Below are 20343 nucleotides of genomic sequence, written 5' to 3' on the forward strand. Positions count from 1 at the left end.
ATGAAAAAAATCTTCACAATGACATGGGCCATGGTCCTGTTTATAAGTCTTACAGCATCTTTTTTGCAGGCCAAAACCGCCTATGTTTCCGACATGCTTCTTCTCACCTTCCGACAAGGGCCAGGGACCAATTATTCGGTCATTAAAACCCTGAGAAGCAATACCTCCTTAACCATTCTCAAAGAGGAAAACGGATTTTACAAGGTTGCTCTGGCATCTGGAGATCAAGGATGGGTGGACAAACAATTTGTGGTGTTTGACACTCCAAAGTCCAGGATCATTGAACAGCTGACCCGGGAAAAAACAGAACTTGAACGCCAGGTTGATCAGCTCAAAACAGAGTTTAAACAAAACAAGGCCCAATGGGCTGTCCAGCAGAATGAAGAGGGAGAGAAGGCCCGTGAACTGACCGTAGAACTGACCCGGGTCAACCAGGAAAAAAACCAATTGAGCCTGGCCTTAAAAAAATCTTCAACAGACCTCACCGCCCTTAAAGAGGCATCAAAGGATGTCACAGGCACCCTGGAAGAAAACAAGACATTAAAGGCTGAAAATATTGCCCTTACTCAAACCATTGACCAACTTGAAAGCGAATCCCGCCACATGTTCAGAACCGGCATGATAAAATGGTTTCTGGGGGGTGTGGGGGTGTTACTCTTAGGATGGATTATCGGCCAGTCCATCTCTTCAAAAAAACGAAGAAGAGGCTCTCTTTTGGACTAGAATTTTTATTTTCAGCCAAAGATCATTTTTCAAAAAATATCGTGTGCAGCGCCTGGATGGTTTCATCCAGGTGTTTTTCTTTGACCAAAAAATAAAGGGCCGCATTTGAGGTTCCCGAAGAAATCATTTCAATATTGACACTGGCATGGGACACGGCTGAAAAACATTTGGCAGCAATCCCCCGATTGGCATGAAGCCCTTCCCCGACAATTGATACCAGTGCCAGATCCGTTATTACCATTGATTTTCCATAGGGGGCAGATTCCAAGGCAATCACGGCTTTGTGAGCCCTGTGAATATCCTTTCTGGACAAAATCAGACTGATGCAGGTCTGGGAGGTGACAACGGATTTTACATTGATCCCCTCTTTTGCAATGGGGTCCAGAATCTGGGATAAAAATCCAAACCTTGCCCCCACGCCCGGGGCATAATTCTTTAATACAGCCACATCCGTGGTATAGGATACATTTTGATAATATTGGCAGATATCGGTACATCCCGGGTAATCAGACTGCCCTGGGCATCAGGATTGTAGGTGTTTTTAATGGCAATATCAATACCGGCATTTTTCGCAGGTTCCACTGTTCTGGGGTGAAGAATGCCTGCCCCGGTGTAGGATAACTCTGCTGCTTCCTCGTAGGTGAGTTTGGGAATGAGTCGGCAATGGGGAATATTGTCTGGATCCGCTGTCATAAACCCCTGGGTATCCTTCCAGATTTCAAGGACATCCGCTTTGGCCCCGGCCGCTGCAACGGCAGCGGAATAGTCATACCCACCCCGGCCAAAGGTGGTGATATCGCCCTGTTCGCTGATACCGTAAAATCCGGGTATAAAAAGTATTTTTTTGTCCGTCATATGGCTGGACAGCCAGGACTGAATATTTTCAGAGGTTTTGTCCATCAGGGCTGAGGCATCCATGAATTTGCCGTCGGAAACGATCCCTAAGGTTTCGGGTAAAACAAATTCGCTGTCGCATCCTTTGGCTCGAACCGCCTTTGACAGGATGACAGCGGAAATGCGTTCTCCGAATGTGGCAATCATATCCTTCATCCTGGGAGTGGCCTCCCGTGTAAAATTGATACCGAAATAATACCGTTCCAGCTTGGCATAAATCTCTCCAAGGGATTTTGACAGCTGTTTTCTCTGGAAAGGATCATCGATCAAGTCTTGTATAATGGAATGGTGAAGCCCCTTGAGCCGGGTAATAATCTTGGGAATATTATCTTCTGCAGCAAGGGCTTTTTCAATGCCGGATATCAATATATCCGTGACCCCGTAAAAGGCAGAAAGTACAAAGATATCCCCCTGGCCCCGCTGGGAGATCAACTCAATTACAGTAGTGTCCGGTTAGGTTGTTGCATATAAAAAGCATCTAAAATCATTGAAAAAACAGTCGGTTTTGTGTTGACAAATGTGCGTAAAAATTTTTGTGCGCCTTGAAAATTTAACTCAAGGAGCTCAAATGACGCACATCTCAGTCCCTAAAAAACAACTACGGTCCCTGAACTTTGACAATTTCAGGTGCCCTCTGATAAAGTCACTTTCAAAAGCACCAGAATTACAATCTCGAGGAGACCGCCCTTTAAAAATGACATTCGAAGACCAGATAAATGCTTTGGTTTATTTCCATCTTCAGGAGCACAAGTCTGCCCGACATTTAATTCAGGATCTCAAGGAGAATGTTTTTGCTAAAGAAAATATTGCGCCAGACGGTGGTATCAGCCGTAGTAGTTTCTGTGAAGCCATCAATCACAGGGGACTCGAACAACTGCAATTTATCTTTGAGGATCTTTATAAACAGGCTCTTGAGTGTCATCCGGGTGAACACGCCGAGTTAGGAGAGTTGGTTTCCATTGACGGTAGTCTCATAAATGCAGTCCTTTCAATGCACTGGGCGAACTACAGAAAAGGAAGTAAAAAAGCCAAAGTACATTGCGGATTTGACATTAATCACGGAATCCCAAACAAAATCTTTTTGACTGAAGGCAACGGCGCTGAACGCACTTTTGTTCCCAAAATACTTTCCAAGGGGCAAACAGGTGTTATGGATCGTGGATATCAATCCCATAAAGAATTTGACCTGCTTCAGGAGCAAGGCAAACATTTTGTCTGCCGTATAAAAACCAGGACAACAAGAACAATTATTGATAACCACGAGACCCCTTCCGACAGCTACATTTTTTATGATGCACTGGTTAAACTTGGTACTCCGAATCAAAACCAGACGAAAAGGCCTGTTCGGGTTGTTGGCTATAAAATTGCTGGCGTCAAATACTATGTGGCAACTGACAGGCATGATTTAACAGCGGAACAAATAGCAACAATTTATAAACTCCGGTGGACCATTGAGGATTTTTTCAAATGGTGGAAAGAACATCTGAAGGTATATCATCTCATTGCCCGCAGTGAATACGGCCTTATGGTTCAGATTCTTGGCGGCCTTATCACTTACCTGTTACTGGCAATCCATTGCCAAAAACAGTTTAATGAAAAGGTCACGATCAAAAGAGTTCGGCAGCTGCGAACCGCCATTCTAAATGACCTGTTTGGCTGCGAGGAGCAGGGCTCTCATAGTTCAAACAGGGACAATATTGTCAAAGATCAAAAAATTATTGAGCAAGCAAAAACCTAACCGGACATCACTGACTCAATTATTATTTTTGCTGCAGGTCCGTCTTTGAGACAGCCGCCGCCTATTTTGATAACTTTCATGGCCGGGAACCTACCACAGGACTGCCAAGGTTTCAAGTCGGTTACCCCCGGTCCCGTCATTGAAACTCTTTTACTAAAAAAATATTTCTATTTGAATAAATGAACAATGTTCAATAATTTTCGTTTTTTCTCTTGACAGACCCCTTAATTTCTTCCTATCAAATCATTTGCAGTTTCTCTTTTAATCCCAAACCAGAAGAAAGGAGATGACCTTGTCTGATCAAAGCATCTATTCACAAAAAATCTGGACCGATTCCTATGAAAAAGGGGTCACAGACCAGGTGGATTACCAGGAGACCCTGGTTCCCCAATACCTTGAAGAATCTGTGAAAAAATTCCCCGACAATCCGGCACTGATCTTCCAAGGCTATACCCTGACCTATCGGGAGTTTAACGAAATGGTGGGCAGATTTGCTGCAGCACTCAAGTCCTTTGGCATCAAAAAAGGCGATAGTGTGGCCATATTGCTGCCCAATGTCATTCCCTGTGTGGTGGCCTATTATGCCACCTTGAAAATCGGTGGTGTTGTGGTGCTCAACAACCCCCTTTATTCGGACCGTGAGCTGGAGCACCAGTTCACAGACTCCAGTTCCAAAATTCTCATCACCCTGGACCTTCTGGCCAACCGGATGGTAAAACTGCGGGAAAAGACCCAGATCAAAACCATTGTCTATACCTCCATCGGCGAGTATCTTCCCTTTGTTAAACGCTTGCTATTTCCTTTGGTTGCTAAGAAAAAAGGCCTTGCAGCCGATGTATCCCCTGCTCCTGATCTGTTTAAATTCAAGGATGTGATCGCCAAACACGAACCTGATTATTCCCAGACAGCGCTTTCCATGGACGATGTGGCCATGTATCAATATACCGGCGGCACCACAGGGGTTTCCAAAGGCGTTATGCTCACCCATAAAAACATCTCCTACCAGATCCAGCAGCTTGAAGCCTGGTTTCCCTCTTTTAAAATGGGAGAAGAAGTCATGCTCGGGGCGTTGCCCATCTTTCATGTGTTTGGCATGTCCACCTCCATGAACTTTGCCATCCGCATGGGCTGGACCAATATTCTGGTCCCCAAACCCCAGCCGGAACCTCTTTTGGAAGCCATTTCAAAATTCAAAGTCACCTTTGCCCCCCTGGTCCCCACCATGTACATCGGCATTCTGGACCACCCGGAACTGGCCAACACGGATCTGACCTCCATTAAAGGATGCTTTTCAGGATCAGCTCCCCTGCCCATAGATGTGATCAACACCTTTCAGGAAAAGACAGGATCCATTATCGTAGAAGGGTTCGGTTTGACCGAATCCACCCCGGTGACCCATATCAACCCCTTTCAAGGCAACCGGAAAACGGGGAGTATCGGCCTGCCCATAGCCAATACAGAGTGCAAAATAGTCGATCTTGAAGACAATAGCAAAGAGATGCCCGTGGGAGAACCGGGTGAATTGCTCATCAGAGGGCCCCAGGTCATGAAGGGATATCTGAACAAGCCCGAAGAGACTGAAAAGACCCTGACTAAAGATGGTTATCTTTGCACCGGGGATGTGGCCAAAATGGATGAAGAGGGATATTTTTACATTGTTGACCGAATCAAGGATATGATCATCTCCGGGGGCTACAATGTCTATCCCCGGGATATTGATGAGGTTTTGTTTGAACATCCCAAAGTGCTTGAAGCCTGCTGCATCGGTATTCCCCATCCTAAACGGGGAGAAGCTGTAAAAGCCTTTGTCATTCTCAAAGAAGGCCAGTCCATGACTGAAAAAGAGGTGATTGAATATTGCAACGGAAAACTTGCAAAGTATAAATTGCCCGTGGCAGTTGAGTTCAGACAGGAACTGCCCAAGTCCAATGTGGGAAAAATTTTAAGAAAAGATCTCAGAGCCCAGGAAGAATCCAAATAAGGTTAAAATTTAGGCCCGGCTTTTTTTAAAGGCCCAAAGCCCGGGCAATGGCCAAAAGCAATTTCTGGGGATGGGTCGGTTTGGTTAAATACTGATCCATCCCTGCTTGTTTGCAGGCCTTTGCATCCTCATCCATGGCCATGGCGGTAAGGGCGATAATCTGTATATTTTTTTGTTTGACCAAAGAATGCTTGTCCCGGATGATACGGGTGGTTTCAAGGCCGTCCAAAACAGGCATCTGAACATCCATAATCAATACATCATAGGATTTTTTTGCCATTTTCCCAAGCACAGCCTGCCCATGGGCAACCATGTCCGGAAAAAGATTCATCTTTTCCAAAATAAGGCTGATGACTTTCTGGTTGGTTGGATTGTCTTCGGCAACAAGGATATTGGGGAATGTTCAGAATTCTGTGTCACGGTTTCGGTTCCCGGATCTGCCTCAGCGCCAGCGGAAGTAAAAGTCAGGTCCGAGAATGGGCCTTCAATCAGCCACGTCGGAGGAGTTGACTTTTGCTGGAGTGGAGTTCCTGGAACCATCTTTTCCATCTGTAAATAAATCCCTATCAAATTCCCAGCTCTTTATCCAGCCGGCCTTCAAAGAAAATTGCCAACTGGGAAATTGTCAGTGACCAATTTTGAATCGGCATTGTCCATTTTTTACTGGCGTTCTGGATCCCCATGTAAAGCAGCTTTAACAGGCTGTCCTGGTTCGGGAATGATCCCTTTGTTTTGGTCAGTTTTCGAAACTGTCGATGCACAGCCTCAATGGTATTTGTGGTGTATATTATCCGTCGAATCTCTTCTGGATATTTAAAGAAATGACTGAGGCGTTCCCAGTTGTTCCGCCAGGATTTTATCACAATCGGGTATTTGTCATTCCATTTATTTTCCAAGATATCCAGTTCTTCTTCGGCCAGATCCTTATTGACCGCTTTATAAACACGTTTTAGATCTGCCATAAATTCCTTTTTATTTTTGGAACCAACGTATTTCAATGAATTTCGGATCTGGTGGACTACGCAGACTTGAACTTCTGTGTCCGGGAATATGGTCTCAATGGCCTCGGGAAAACCTTTTAGACCATCAACACAGGCAATCAGGATATCTTTTACCCCTCGGTTTGAAAGGTCTGTTAACACCTGCAGCCAGAAGTTCGCACCCTCATTCTCGGATATGTACAGCCCAAGAACCTCTTTGCGGCCCTCGATATTCACCCCAAGAATTGTGTAAACGGCTTTGCTGCCGACCTTTCCGTTTTCTCGTACTTTATAATGTATGGCATCAAGCCATACGATTGGGTACACATTTTCCAACGGCCTGGCCTGCCATTCTTTGACGGTATGGATGATTTTATCGGTAATGGTGCTCAGAGTGGCATTTGAAATCTCAAGTCCATAGATTTCCTGTAAATGGGAAGCCATATCATTATAACTCATGCCCAGGCCGTAAAGGGCTATTATCTTTCTTTCAATTTCATCGCTGAGCGTTGTCTGATGTTTTTTGACGATCTGTGGAGAGAAGGTTCCGGCCCTGTCACGCGGGGTTTTTAGCTCAAATTTACCATCCAGGGATTTAATGGTCTTTTTGCTTTTTCCATTACGGCGGTTGGCAGAAACTTCCTGCCCGAGATGGGACTCCAACTCTCCTTCAAGAGCAGCTTCAGCAAGATTTTTGATTAATGATGTAAGGACGCCGCCCTTACCTGTGAAGGGTTTACCTTCCTGGATGCCTTTAAGGGCTTTTTGAAAATCAAATTCGGTGTTTTCTTCGGTCATGTCAGTTCTCCTTATTTAGCTGAGTATATCAGCTTTCATTCAACTGACACAGAATTTTGAACGCCCTCGGATATTGATATCCATTTTGCCAATTTGTTCGAGCAGAACAGATTGAGCCTCTTTGGAAAAAGGATCGTCATCCTTGAGGCTGGGCACTCCCGAATACTTTTTCAGCTTGAGGCCCACCTTGAAAACCGCCCCGCCGCCCGGCCGGTTCCAAGCGTCAACATGACCGTCCATCATATTGGCCAATTGTCTGGTAATGGCAAGACCCAAACCTGTCCCTCCGTATTTCCGGGTTGTTGAGGCATCTGCCTGGGAAAAGGTATCAAACATACGGGCCTTAAACGCCTTGTCAATTCCAGGCCCGGTATCTTTAACTTCAATATTCATCAAAATATGCGCTTTAAATTCTTTGGCCAGACACACCCCAAGGTCTACCCGGCCTTTGGAGGTAAACTTGACGGCATTGCCCAAAAGATTGACCAGGATCTGCTTGAGCCTCACCGGGTCCCCGGCAAGACAAGAAGGCAGTGCCGGATCAATATGGGCAATCAATTTTAAGCCTTTTTGATCGGCCTTTATCTTAAACAAGGCCAGGGCTTCATGAACCAATGCGTTAAGTTCAAAATCTTTGAGTTCAAACACGAGCTGTCCGGCTTCTATCTTGCTTAAATCTAAAATATCATTGATCAAAGCCAGCAGGGTGTTGCCGGACGACCTTATGATACCGGCCACCTTTTTTTGTTTCAGGGTCAGGGGTTCATCCAAAAGCAGGTTGGCCATGCCGATGATCCCGTTCATGGGGGTTCGTATTTCATGGCTCATATTGGCAAGAAACTGGCTTTTCAGCTGATTGGCCCTGGACACTTGTTTTGTCCGTTCTTCAATCCTTTTTTCCAGGTCCTGGTTAAGCTCTCTCAAATCAGACTCGGCTTTTTTACCTTTGACCAGGGCCTGCTGCAGGGCCAAAGAAAGCTGATAGGTGCGAAGAGAGGTGGTCACAAGACTCACAAGTTTTTGGGAGGTCACCTCGGTTTTTGAAAAATACGAATTAATTTGGTAGTCGGAAATCACCCGGTCTTCCGGGGCATATCCGGGCTGGCCTGTTCTGATAACCACTTGGACAATACTGTTTTTCAATTCATTTCGGAAATAGCGGACAAACTCAAGGCCTGCATTTTCCGATTCCATGACCACATCCACCAGCATGAGTGCGATATCCGGAGTGGCCTGAAGATAAGCGCGGGCCTGTTGGGCAGAATAGGCATTGATGAACTCCACCCCTTGGCCGTCAAAGGTAAATTCCTTTAGACTCAAAGTGGTGATGTCATGAATTGATTTTTCATCATCAACCACCATGATTTTCCAAGGCCGGTTTTCCCGGCAATGGTCAATGGAATCTGGTTCATCCATGAATGTAAGAAAGGTATCGTCCATGGCTGCATAATATTAAAAATGATTTCTGAGAATTGGCGCTTGATCTATTGGTTTATTGATAATATCTTATTGATTACAAATATTCAACGAATTCATCATAAAACGTTTAAGGAGCCGATAATGACCCTGCAGAGCGTTCAAGAAAAATTGTCATTCCAAGAAAAAGAGTTGATCGTTCACAATATTCAACTTTTGGAAAAACATCAGATTGCCCGAATCAGTTCCCTTCCCTTTTCCGCCCGCGTGATCATTGAAAACCTGGCCCGGAACGTTGGCAACGGCATTGTTGTCTGGGAAGATGTGGTCAATGCGGCCCGGTTTTATGAAACACCCGAATCTGACCCGGGCCTTATCGCCTTTTACCCGGGCCGGGTGCTGATGCAGGACTTTACCGGGGTTCCGGCAGTGGTGGATTTTGCAGCCATGCGGGATGCGGTGAACAAGGCTGGGGGTGATCCCAAAAAAATTAACCCTCTGGTGCCTGTGGACCTGGTCATTGACCACTCTATCCAGGTGGATCACTTTAAAGAAAAAAATTCTTTTTTCCTGAATGCCCAAAAAGAATATCAAAGAAATGCCGAACGGTATACGCTTTTAAAATGGGCCCAGAAAAACTTTGACAACTTCAGGGTGGTGCCCCCCGAATCCGGGATCTGCCACCAGGTCAACCTGGAATACTTGGCCTCTGTCGTAGCCACCAAACCCACCCAGGACGGCACCCTTGCCTTTCCGGACACTCTGGTGGGAACCGACTCCCACACCACCATGATCAACGCCTTGGGTGTTCTGGGCTGGGGCGTGGGCGGCATTGAGGCTGAAGCGGTGATGCTGGGGCAACCCTATTATATGAACCTGCCCAGGATCGTGGGGGTCAACTTTAGGGGCAAACCCCAAAAAGGGATCACCTCCACGGACATTGCCCTGGTGGTCACCCAATTGCTCAGAAAAGAAAACGTGGTGGAAAAAATTGTTGAATATACCGGAGAGGGTCTTAAAAACCTGACCCTCACAGACCGGGCCACCATTGCCAATATGTCTCCGGAGTACGGGGCAACCTCAGGCTTCTTCCCCGTGGATTCCCAGACCCTGGATTATCTGGAAAAGACCAACCGCAGTGACACCGCAGCGTTGACCCAAACCTATTGTCAAACCTGCGGATTGTTTAACACCCATGACCAGAACCTTATTTTTTCAAAAACCCTTGATGTGGATCTCTCTGCCATTGAACCTTCCATTGCCGGTCCCTCAAGGCCCCAGGACAGAATTGTCCTTTCCGGGGTCAAGGAAAAAACAACCGCCATCTATGATCTTGAAAAACGAAAAACCACCCAGATTCCCCCGGAATCTGGAAAAGATAAAAACAGCCCCTGCCTGACCCATGGATCGATTGTCATTGCCGCCATTACCTCCTGTACCAACACCTCCAACCCCTATACCATGATCGGGGCAGGACTTGTGGCCAAAAAAGCCGTTCAAAAAGGACTCAGTATTCCCTGGTACGTTAAAACAAGTCTATCCCCAGGCTCAAGGGTGGTCTTGGATTACCTTGAAGACGCAGGGCTCATGGATACTTTTGAAGCCATTGGATTCAACAACACAGGGTTTGGCTGCATGACCTGCATCGGCAATTCAGGGCCCATCGATCCCTATATTGAAAAGGCCATTAAAACCCACGACCTGGATGCGATCTCTGTGCTTTCCGGCAATAGAAATTTTGAGGCCAGAATCCACCAGGATGTTAAGGGCAACTTTCTCATGTCCCCGATCCTGGTGGTCATCTATGCCATTGCCGGCAGAATCGATATTGATTTTGAAACAGATCCATTGGGCATGAGCACGGATGGCAACCCTGTCTTTATGAAAGATATCTGGCCCGAAGCAGATGAAATCAACCGGGTGGTGGAAGCCCATGTCCAGAAAAAATTTTTTAAAAAACAATATGCCAATATTTTCCAGGGAGATCAGCTATGGCGTGATCTTAAGGTCAAAGAAACCACCACATTTGAATTTGACAAAGAGAGTACCTACATCAGGAACCCCCCGTTTTTCAAAGATTTTTCCATCCATACCCAGGGGCTCAAAGATATCAAAAATGCAAGACCCCTGCTGGTGTTAGGCGATTCGGTCACCACCGACCATATCTCTCCTGCCGGCACCATTCCGGTGGACTATCCAGCAGGACACTATCTGACTGAACATGGGGTAAAACCCTGGGAATTTAACTCCTATGGATCAAGAAGGGGCAACCATGAGGTCATGATGAGGGGAACCTTTGCCAATATCAGAATCCAAAACCGACTGGTGGATGATACCGGCGGGCTCACCAAGGCATTTCCTTCGGGTGACACCCGATATATTTTTGATGCATCTCAATCCTATCAAGCGTCTAAAACCGATCTTATCGTCTTTGGGGGCAAGGAATACGGAACGGGATCATCACGGGACTGGGCAGCCAAAGGCACCTGCCTGCTCGGGGTCAAAGCGGTGATTGCCGAATCCTTTGAACGGATTCACAGGTCCAACCTGGTGGGCATGGGTGTGCTTCCCCTGGTATTTTCCGATAATGACTCTTTTGCCAGTCTCGGCCTCACCGGAGAAGAGACCTTTGATATCCTGGGACTTGAGGACATCAAACCGGGGAAACCCGTTGAGGTCAAAGCCAGACTCGAGGATAAAACCGTTTCTTTTTTGGCCATAGTCAAGCTCAATACCCAGATTGAAATTGATTATATTAAAAATCAGGGTATCCTTCATTATGTCCTGCGCCAAATGATCTAGTTTTCCAATGTATTTTTCCAGCCCTGTACCCTTTTCGGGTACAGGGCTGGTTTTGTTCATTTTTTCCCATAGTTTACTAATTTTTCTTTCCTTTGTTTTTTTCTTATTCTTCGAACAAAACCCGAATATATTGCTGTTGTCTTTGATCTTTTTTTTTAATATTATGGAACAATATTCCATCACAATAAATTAGCTTCAACTAATGAAAATAATTCATTTTTCTTTAGCTTTCTTGAATATTTGTGCTATACTCCCCCCTGCTGTTTGTCTATGTTTGTATGTCTAATTTTTATACTTTAGGGATTATGTGTATCATGGAAATTAATCATTACGAGTTTCAGTACGGGGAATACGGCGAAACAACGGGTGTCACCATTAATTTAAGGGGATTTGATGTCCTGCGTTTCAACAATATCAGCAAAGGTACGGCCTTTACCATTGATGAAAGACGCAAGCTTAAACTCAGCGGATATCTGCCCCCCAGGGTAAAAAGCCTTGAACAACAGGTGACGTCAAGTCTGAAAATCGTTGAGGAAAAAGAAAATGATATTGAAAAATTTATCTATATCAGAAGCCTGTATGACAGGAATGTTGTCCTGGCCCATGCCGTAATCGCCTCTGATGTGACCCGTTTTCTGCCCATCATCTATACTCCCACCGTGGGCCAGGCCTGCCAGCAATACTCTTCCATGTTCCGCAGGGCAAACGGAATTCATTTTTATCCTGGCAACATTGACTATGCAGAACATATTTTAAGAAACTATACAGACCAGGACATCCGTGTGGCTGTTGTCACGGACAACCAGGGGATTTTAGGCATCGGTGATCAGGGTGCCGGCGGCATCCCCATCTGCCTTGGCAAACTCATGCTTTATACCCAGGGCGCAGGAATAGCGCCCTGGCACTGCCTGCCCATATCCCTTGATGTGGGCACGGACAACCAGACCTTGATTGAAGATCTCCACTACCTGGGATGGAGAGAGCCACGCCTCACCGGGAAAGACTATGATGCCTTTATTGAAAAATTTGTCGTTGCCTTTAAGAAAATCTTTCCACAGGCCCTGTGCCAATGGGAAGATTTTTCAAAACAGACCGCATTCAGCGTCAGGGATAAGTATATTCAAGAACTGATCTCATTTAACGATGATATCCAGGGTACAGGATCCATTGCCCTGGCCGGTATTCTTGCGGCCATGACCGTAAAAAAAGAAAAAATGACAGACCAGGTATATCTGGTCAACGGGGCCGGGGCCGGTGGCATCGGGATTGCCGAACAGATCCAGACAGAGCTGATGGCCCAGGGACTTGGCCAGCAAGAGGCTGCAGCTAAAATCTTTACCATGGATTCAAGGGGGGTGGTCACCTCTGACCGTGACCTTGAACCCTATAAGGTCAAGTTTGCAAAAGACCCCAAAACCTTATCCTGGCTCAACACATCAGCCGATAATACCCTGATCAATGTGATTGAAAATGAAAAAATTACCGTGCTTATCGGTACCTCAGGGCAGCCGGGCATGTTTACCCGGGAAGTGGTCGACGCCATGGGAAAAAATACCGACCGGCCGGCTATTTTACCCCTGAGCAACCCCACCACCAAAGCAGAAGCCCTGCCCAAAGACGTTTATGAATGGACGGACGGCAAAGCTCTGGTGGCCACCGGTTCCCCCTTTGCAGATGTGACGCACAAGGGAGAAAGCTTTCGGATCGGCCAGATGAATAACTCCTTTGTCTTCCCTGGAGTAGGCTTAGGAATTGTGGCATCCGGTGCCACAGAGGTGCTGCCGGCCTTTTTCTCTGCCGCAGCCCATGCGGTAGCAGAATTTATCAGCGAAGAGGACCTGAACAAGGGCATTCTTTGTCCGCCCCTGGACCAGTTGAAAAAAGTCTCCATAGAGGTGGCCAAAAGGGTGGGGGCTGAAGCCATAAAAGCCGGGGTGACCCAGAATGACTGTCCCTTTTCAGACTTCAAGCATGAAAACAACCAGGAACGGCTAAACACCCTGATTGAAAAAATGTGCTGGAATCCGGTTTACTTCTAATCTGCCGATAACCCCATCCTAAGTCATCCCGGCCACTGCCTCTTTGCTTTGGCCGGGATGATCATTTTACAGGAGGATCCTCCCACCTGTAAATCACGCTGGCCCATCATCATTGCAATACAGCGCCTCTTTTTCTTCTCCCACCGGGCAAAACGCCATTGCATTTTTGCAACCCACACCCCTAAATATTAGATAACTATTTAAAAAAAGAGAATAATCACCCAAAACAGTCAAGGTTTCAATTTTGCATCATATCCTTTTTAAAAATAAATTTAATGGTTGCAAAACTGCAAAAAATATGATTTATTTTAACAAAACAAGGATAAACCCATGAATAAAAATACAAGCGTAGCCCCCCTGACCCAGACCACCACAAAAGTCATTCTCGACTCCATATCCGACGGGGTTTTCACCATTGACTATAACTGGGAAATCACCTCATTTAACCGGGCAGCCGAAGAAATCACCGGCATTTCCCGGGATGAAGCCATGGGACGCCACTGCTGGGAAGTCTTCCGGTCCAACATGTGCGAGCAGAACTGTGCCCTGAAAAAAACCATGGAAGAGGGAAAACCATTCATTTCCACCTCAGCCTATATTATCAACTCCAGTCAAAAAAAGATTCCCATTACCGCCTCCACCTCTTTGCTCATTGATAAAAACCAGGAAGTGATCGGCGGGGTTGAAACATTTAGGGATCATTCTGTGGTGGAAGCCTTGAGAAAAGAACTCAGACAAGGGGTCGGGGTCGAAGATATCATCAGCAATTCAGATTCAATGAAAGATATTTTCAACATTCTTCCCCAGATATCTGACAGTGACGCATCCGTACTCATCGAAGGCGAAACCGGCACGGGAAAAGAACTCATGGCCAGGGCCATTCATAATATGAGCCACCGCAAAGAGGCCCCGTTCATCGCCATAAATTGCGGGGCCCTGCCGGACACGCTGCTTGAATCTGAGCTGTTCGGATACAAAAAAGGGGCATTTACCCACGCGGTCAAGGACAAGCCCGGCCAGTTTGCCCTGGCCGAAGGAGGAACGGTCTTCCTGGATGAAATCGGGGATACCAGCCCGGCATTCCAGGTCCGGCTTTTAAGGGTGCTTCAAGAACATGAGTACACGCCCTTGGGCGGGATCTCAAAGGAAAAAACCAATGTCAGGATCATTGCGGCAACCAACAAAAATTTGACCACCCAGGTGGAAACAAAACAATTCCGCCAGGACCTGTATTATCGAATCAATGTGATCCGAATCGCCCTGCCCCCCCTGCGCCAGCGAATGGAAGATATCCCCCCCCTGGTGGACCGGTTTATTTCAAAACTGAACCTGCGCCAGAACAAATGCATCCAGGGCATTGATCAGGATGTTCTGGCAGCCTTTATGGTCCATGAATTTCCGGGCAATATCCGGGAACTTGAAAATATCATAGAGCATGCCTTTGTGCTCTGTCCTGACGGGTATATTCATACCAGCCACCTGCCCGGATCTCTTTCCACCATTCAAAGTTCAGATCCTCAAACAGACAAGGATCCGGTCAAAGCCGCACAGGTCAAAATGATCTCAGATGCCCTGGCCCGCAATAATTACAACCGCAATGCCGCGGCAAGGGATCTTGGCATCCATAAAAGCACACTTTTCAGACGGATAAAAAAACTGGGCATTACACTATAGGCCATAAACCTGCAACCAGCCCCTTGAAACAGTCTCATTTTTGCAACGATTATTCCCAAATTACTTTTTACCCCCAACAGCCAAGTTTTCTTTAAAATCAATAAACATCGGGATTTTTAAAAACTGTTGCCTTAACAACCCTTTAAGGCACACCCCTTGCAGTTCCTCAAATCATGTTAATACCCAAAGACCAGAATAAAAGGGAATAACCATTGAAAATTGCAATAACGGCATGGGGCAACCGGGTCTCTCCTGTTTTTGATGCTGCCAGAACCTTATTGATTGCCGATATTAAAGGACATACAATTAAGAGCAAAACCTATGTTTCCTTTCACCCTGATGATATTCAGGATCTGGCGGCATTGCTGAGCCATGAACAGGTGTCCACCCTGATCTGCGGTGCCATCTCCACAGAGCCCTCAGATCAAATCGCTGAAAATCATATCCGCCTGATTTCATTTGTATCCGGGAATGCCCTGGATATTCTCAACAGCTTTGCCAGCAGATATACCATTGACCAGAGCCATATGATGCCGGGCTGCAGTCTGGATTACTCCCGCAGATAGCATCTGGGAAATGCCTCTTTTCCATTGGGTTGACAATCTCAAGAAAAATTTCATATCATTCCAATTAATTCTATTCAGTTAAAATGAAAACCCAACCTGGAAAAAAAAGATTAGGAAAGCATTATGGCCCCTGATACCCCGACCCTTATATTTGCATTTTCCCTGACCCTTTTTGCAGGACTTTCCACCGGTATCGGCTCAGCCCTTGCCTTTTTTGCAAAAGAAACCAATACCCGGTTTTTGACAGCCTCCCTGGGATTTTCCGCAGGGGTTATGATCTATGTCTCCCTGGTTGAAATTTTTGCAAAGGCAAAGGATGCGCTGACAGCTGTCCTGGGGCCTTCCCAGGGATATTTACTGGCCACACTGGCTTTTTTTGGTGGAATCTTTTTGATCGCCATGATTGATAAACTGGTGCCAAGTTTTGAAAACCCCCATGAAATCAGGGGAGTTGAAGAGATGTCACAGATGAGCAAAGAGGCCCATAAAAAAAAGGACCTGGAACGGATGGGAATGTTCTCTGCCCTGGCCATAGCCATTCATAATTTCCCGGAAGGCCTTGCCACCTTTGTGGGCGGGCTCCAGGACCCGGCCCTGGGACTCAGCATCGCCGTTGCCATTGCCATTCACAATATACCTGAAGGCATTGCCGTTTCCGTTCCCCTCTACTATGCCACGGGCAGCCGAAAAAAAGCATTTGGTCTCTCTTTTCTCTCCGGTCTGTCAGAACCTGTGGGTGCCCTGGTGGGGTATTTTCTGTTCTTTCGGTATTTTAACGATTACATATTTGGGCTGCTCTTTGCCATGGTGGCCGGAATCATGGTCTTTATATCCTTGGATGAACTATTGCCCACAGCGGAAAAATATGGGGAACACCATATTGCCATGTACGGGGTGGTGGCAGGAATGGCCGTCATGGCGGCAAGCCTTGTCCTCTTTGTCTGACCCGCGCCCCGGTAAAACTGCCTTAATCTTTCAGCCCCTTGCAGTCATAAAGGTCTATGAAGACGATTTTTTCCTTCCGTAAACCATTCCCATGTAGATGGCAGCCAGTACCAGAGCCACCCCGATCCAGCCGGCCCCACCGGTCTGCCGGCTGAAAAAAACCACATCCCAGACAAATGAGAGGGCAGGCTGAAGCAAAAGTGCAAGACCAGCTCTCGAGGCGTCAACCCGGGGCAGACAAAACCCTATCATGGCCCAGGCCAATGCCTGGGACAGCCCTCCCAGCCCCAACAGCGATGCCAGGGACCCCATGTTGGGAATCACAAAAGAATGACCCGATCCTACCACCACGATCCCCAAAAAAACAGAACACGAGCCTGTCACTATCACCTGGTAATAAAAAACCAGCCCTTTTTGATCCGATTGGACATGCCTGATCATCAAAAGGAATCCGCCATAGCTTATGGCTGTGACAATCCCCAGTCCGACACCCAAAAAATATTGGGGGCTCAATTGATTCATGTCCACACCGATGATCAGGTAAAGGCCAGCCAATGCCATGGGAAGGGCCAGCAAAAACAAAGCCCCCAGTGGTTCCTTAAAGAGAAGCCATCCGGCAAGAGCCAGAATAAAGACCTGGCAATTGCCTAAAATAGTGGCAAGTCCCGGCCCAACATACTCAATACTAAAATGCCAGCAGAACAGATCAATACTGAAAATAAGGCCGCAGGCAACGGCCAGAAGGCTATTTTTCAGACTCGCTTTTTTAAATTCTTTTTTAACGGCACAGGCAAGGGACAAAAAAAGGCAGCCAAAAAGCACCCGGTAAAAAGCCGAAACCATGGGGTTTACCTGGGAAATCTTGACAAACACACTGGAAAAGCTGATGATCAGGGCACCCACAAACAGGCCAAAAAAGGAATGTTCAATCATTTTATACATATAGGCCGCTCCTTGGTTTTATAACTAAGGGAGACTAGGGGGGTGATGAGCCCAGGTCAAGCAAAAAAAATATTAAAAAGGATTATCCATCAAGGCGGCAGAACAATTCAACCCAAGATAAACAATTGCACCCAGGGGCAGTCATGCTAAAAGATATCATACAAACCCATTCACCCATCCATTGCCGGAATATTTGCCTGTCAACAATGGCTCAAAAAGCCAACCAGATCATTGTCCACGGAGAACTCAAGGATAAAAGGCGGATTCATATCATAGACATTCTCGGCCGTGATAAGGCTCCGGGAACCATCCACCACATGTCGGTCACCCTTCTCATTGCATTGGATCGGCTCAGAATCATCCAGGCAGAGGCTGAAATGTTGACCACCCCCATGGCAGAATGTGCCCAGACCCTGGACTGCATGGACAGACTCATCAATCTTGAAATCAAACCTGGATTTTCCAAAAGCATCAGCACTCTGGTAGGCGGGCCCAATGGATGCGCCCACCTTTGCACACTCGTAACGGCCATGGGAACCGAGATTGTCCACGGCGGGATGGCCTGGAAACAGCACCAGGACCCGGACCGAAAAATACCCCTCCAAAACGCAGACACCTATCTTTTTGATTCATGCAGAATGTGGAAAAAAAACGGGCCCAAGCACAGGGAACTGGTTCAGGCCATAAAAAAAGAAAATAAAACCAGTGGCGGGACAATTTAACCCGACCTTATTCCAACCGGGTTTTGGGTACCCATAAATAAGTTAAAAAATCAATCCTGCGGGCTCTGGAAAAACATATGCCTTCGGATTCAAGCAATGCCTTTTGAAGCTCATACCCCCTGCCCTCTGGCAGGGAAATCTTTCCGGACGCATTGACCACCCGATGCCAGGGAAGATCGTACTTTTGGGACATGGAATGAAGAAGTCTGGCAACCTGCCTTGCCCCCTGGGGGTTTCCGGCCAGGGACGCAACCCGGCCGTAGGAGAGCACCCGGCCCGAAGGAATGGCCTGAATCACATCCAGTACTTTGCGGGTAAACGGCGCTAACTTAGATCCTGGATCAAAATCCTCCGATTTTTGACGACCTCCGGACAGGATCGGGTCCATACCGGCCATCCCCCCTACCGGATTTCCCGGTTAAAATGCCTTTCCATAAAGGCCATGACCCTGGACAAAGAAAAGGTCAGAAGAAAATACAAAAATGTAATAGTGACCCAGACCTCAAAGGTCAAAAATGTGGCTGCCATGAGTTCCATACCCTGAAAGGTCAGTTCCTGGATGGAAATCACCGAGACAATGGCTGAATCCTTGATCGTGGAGATAAACTGGCCAGCCAGAGGAAAGGCCACCTTTCTAAAGGCCTGGGGCAAAACCACCAACCGAAAAGTTTTAAACCCGGACAGCCCAATGGAAGAAGATGCTTCCCACTGCCCCTGGGGAATACCCAAAATACCGCCCCGGACAATTTCAGAAATATAGGCCCCCTCATAAAGGGCCAGGGCGGCCACGGCCGACACAAAGGAGTTGATCTGTCCGGGTTCGGAAAAAAGCAGACCAATGATGCTTTGGACCCCCCTTGGCTGGTCCCGGACCCAGGCATCCAGCCCTAAAAAGTCCAGAAACTGACTGGCCACAAAATAATAAAAAATAATGAGCAGGACCAGGGAGGGAATATTTCTGACAATTCCCACATACGTCTGGGAAATAAAACGCTGGAATCCGTCCCCCCTGGCCCCCATGACACCGGACAGGGTACCCAATACAAAGCCAAGCCCGGTGGCCCAGACGCTGAGCCTGATGGTGGTAAAAAACCCCTGGACAAGAATATTGGGGACAAGCTGTCCTGTGTCAGGGTCCCTGAAAAAAAAATACTGGGGTATGGCTGCCCAATTCCATTCATAGGCAAGGACTGTTCCCATGCGGGCTAAAAAAAACCAGACAAAGGCAATACCCATTCCCAATGCGGCAATATCCACAAGGGTGATTCGATTTGAGGGTTTATTGAACAAGGCTTTCCCATTTTTTTGTTTCAAACCAATAGGTTTGTCTTTCCTTTAAAAACCCGGAAGCATGGTTGATGAGTATCCAATTGTTAAAATAATTCAAGGCATCGTAATCCCCTTTTCGAATGGCAAATCCAATGGGCTCTCGTGTAAAATTTTCCTTGATGGGCACAAAAAGTTTATCAGGAAATTTCAAGGCATGAAAGGCAGGCATGGGGGCTGAGGATACGACGGCATGAACCCTGCCCAGGTTCAGTTCCTGAAGGGCCTGGCTCTCATTTTCAAAAAGTTTAAACCGGGCCTTTGGCATATATTTTTTTGCGGCCTGTGCTGCTGTGGTTCCCGTACGAACGGCAATAATGACCTCTTTTTGATTAAAATCTTCTATACTTGAAAACCCGTCAGCCTTTTTTCGGTGAGCCACCATGGACATGCCTGAAAATTCGTAGGGCATGCTGAAATTGACCTTTAGATTGCGTTCCGGGGTAATGCCCATACCGCCGATGATCACATCAAATTTTCCCGTGAGCAAGGCTGGAATAATACCGGACCAGGCCGTGGGGACCAACTCGATTTTAACCCCCATATCTTTGGCCAGTTTTTTGGCCACATCAATTTCAAATCCGATAAGTTTGCCTTTTTTATCTTTCATGGCCCAGGGAACAAAGGTGGACATTCCCACCCTGAGCACCCCTTGTTTCTGAATTTTTTCAATAATACTTTCATTGGACAACGCCGTACCGGTCTGCCCTGCAAGAGCTGTGGACACCGCAAGCATTAAAAAGATAAACCCAAGACCTAATTTTTTCATCCTGATCTCCTTTTAGCCAAAAATTTTT

At 46.8% G+C, this 20343-nt stretch carries 16 protein-coding genes and 1 pseudogene; 9 read left to right on the forward strand and 8 right to left on the reverse strand.

Translation table 11 applies throughout. The features are described from left to right. On the forward strand, positions 1 to 723 hold the full coding sequence (locus tag HUN05_16240; GenBank protein WDP86484.1) for a TIGR04211 family SH3 domain-containing protein: 723 nt from the start codon (positions 1 to 3) through the stop codon (positions 721 to 723). A gap of 22 nt (positions 724 to 745) precedes the next feature. On the opposite strand, the pseudogene HUN05_16245 reads toward HUN05_16240, so the two are convergent. After that, a pseudogene (locus tag HUN05_16245) lies at positions 746 to 2055 on the reverse strand (aspartate kinase). Between the two features lie 130 nt (positions 2056 to 2185). Between HUN05_16245 and HUN05_16250 the strand changes: the two are divergent. Both HUN05_16250 and HUN05_16255 read left to right on the forward strand, forming a co-directional pair. After that, the gene (locus tag HUN05_16250) at positions 2186 to 3355 is read left to right on the forward strand and encodes an IS4 family transposase (protein WDP88101.1); all 1170 of its coding nucleotides are present in this window, start codon (positions 2186 to 2188) and stop codon (positions 3353 to 3355) included. Between the two features lie 286 nt (positions 3356 to 3641). Next, positions 3642 to 5336, forward strand: coding sequence for a long-chain fatty acid--CoA ligase (locus HUN05_16255; GenBank protein ID WDP86485.1), 1695 nt, complete (start codon positions 3642 to 3644; stop codon positions 5334 to 5336). 25 nt (positions 5337 to 5361) lie between these two features. Here HUN05_16255 and HUN05_16260 read toward each other — a convergent pair whose 3' ends face one another. From HUN05_16260 to HUN05_16270, 3 genes are all read right to left on the reverse strand, one after another. Then, on the reverse strand, positions 5362 to 5727 hold the full coding sequence (locus tag HUN05_16260) for a response regulator (protein WDP88102.1): 366 nt from the start codon (positions 5725 to 5727) through the stop codon (positions 5362 to 5364). Positions 5728 to 5902: 175 nt separating this feature from the next. Further along, positions 5903 to 7114 (reverse strand): IS256 family transposase, encoded by a 1212-nt coding sequence (locus HUN05_16265; GenBank protein WDP86486.1) that lies wholly within the window; start codon positions 7112 to 7114, stop codon positions 5903 to 5905. Between the two features lie 39 nt (positions 7115 to 7153). Then, on the reverse strand, positions 7154 to 8554 hold the full coding sequence (locus HUN05_16270; GenBank protein WDP86487.1) for a hybrid sensor histidine kinase/response regulator: 1401 nt from the start codon (positions 8552 to 8554) through the stop codon (positions 7154 to 7156). A gap of 120 nt (positions 8555 to 8674) precedes the next feature. On the opposite strand from HUN05_16270, the gene acnA reads away from it, so the two are divergent. From acnA to zupT, 5 genes are all read left to right on the forward strand, one after another. Then, on the forward strand, positions 8675 to 11332 hold the full coding sequence (acnA, locus tag HUN05_16275) for an aconitate hydratase AcnA (GenBank protein ID WDP86488.1): 2658 nt from the start codon (positions 8675 to 8677) through the stop codon (positions 11330 to 11332). Positions 11333 to 11646: 314 nt separating this feature from the next. After that, the gene (locus HUN05_16280; GenBank protein ID WDP86489.1) at positions 11647 to 13371 is read left to right on the forward strand and encodes an NAD-dependent malic enzyme; all 1725 of its coding nucleotides are present in this window, start codon (positions 11647 to 11649) and stop codon (positions 13369 to 13371) included. 330 nt (positions 13372 to 13701) lie between these two features. Beyond that, positions 13702 to 15045 carry a sigma 54-interacting transcriptional regulator gene (locus tag HUN05_16285; GenBank protein WDP86490.1) on the forward strand — a complete coding sequence of 448 codons (1344 nt, stop codon included), beginning with the start codon at positions 13702 to 13704 and terminating at the stop codon, positions 15043 to 15045. Positions 15046 to 15257: 212 nt separating this feature from the next. Continuing rightward, the gene (locus HUN05_16290) at positions 15258 to 15611 is read left to right on the forward strand and encodes a dinitrogenase iron-molybdenum cofactor biosynthesis domain-containing protein (protein WDP86491.1); all 354 of its coding nucleotides are present in this window, start codon (positions 15258 to 15260) and stop codon (positions 15609 to 15611) included. A 123-nt stretch (positions 15612 to 15734) separates the two neighbouring features. Then, positions 15735 to 16556 carry a zinc transporter ZupT gene (zupT, locus tag HUN05_16295; GenBank protein ID WDP86492.1) on the forward strand — a complete coding sequence of 274 codons (822 nt, stop codon included), beginning with the start codon at positions 15735 to 15737 and terminating at the stop codon, positions 16554 to 16556. Positions 16557 to 16610: 54 nt separating this feature from the next. Here zupT and HUN05_16300 read toward each other — a convergent pair whose 3' ends face one another. Continuing rightward, on the reverse strand, positions 16611 to 17489 hold the full coding sequence (locus tag HUN05_16300; GenBank protein WDP88103.1) for a DMT family transporter: 879 nt from the start codon (positions 17487 to 17489) through the stop codon (positions 16611 to 16613). A gap of 152 nt (positions 17490 to 17641) precedes the next feature. Here HUN05_16300 and HUN05_16305 point away from each other — a divergent pair, with 152 nt between their 5' ends. Continuing rightward, positions 17642 to 18220 (forward strand): DUF2889 domain-containing protein, encoded by a 579-nt coding sequence (locus HUN05_16305; GenBank protein ID WDP86493.1) that lies wholly within the window; start codon positions 17642 to 17644, stop codon positions 18218 to 18220. A gap of 7 nt (positions 18221 to 18227) precedes the next feature. On the opposite strand, the gene HUN05_16310 is transcribed toward HUN05_16305, so the two are convergent. Genes HUN05_16310 through HUN05_16320 form a run of 3 tightly spaced genes read right to left on the reverse strand, consistent with a single transcriptional unit; the run spans position 18228 to position 20315 of the window. Continuing rightward, a complete protein-coding gene (locus HUN05_16310; GenBank protein ID WDP86494.1) occupies positions 18228 to 18608 on the reverse strand; it encodes an MGMT family protein in 381 nt (126 codons plus the stop codon). A 14-nt stretch (positions 18609 to 18622) separates the two neighbouring features. Then, a complete protein-coding gene (locus tag HUN05_16315; GenBank protein ID WDP88104.1) occupies positions 18623 to 19456 on the reverse strand; it encodes an amino acid ABC transporter permease in 834 nt (277 codons plus the stop codon). A gap of 43 nt (positions 19457 to 19499) precedes the next feature. Beyond that, positions 19500 to 20315, reverse strand: coding sequence for a transporter substrate-binding domain-containing protein (locus HUN05_16320; protein ID WDP86495.1), 816 nt, complete (start codon positions 20313 to 20315; stop codon positions 19500 to 19502). Between the last annotated feature and the right edge of the window lie 28 nt (positions 20316 to 20343).

It is taken from the genome of Desulfobacter sp. (genome assembly GCA_028768545.1).
Classification (GTDB): Bacteria; Desulfobacterota; Desulfobacteria; order Desulfobacterales; family Desulfobacteraceae; genus Desulfobacter.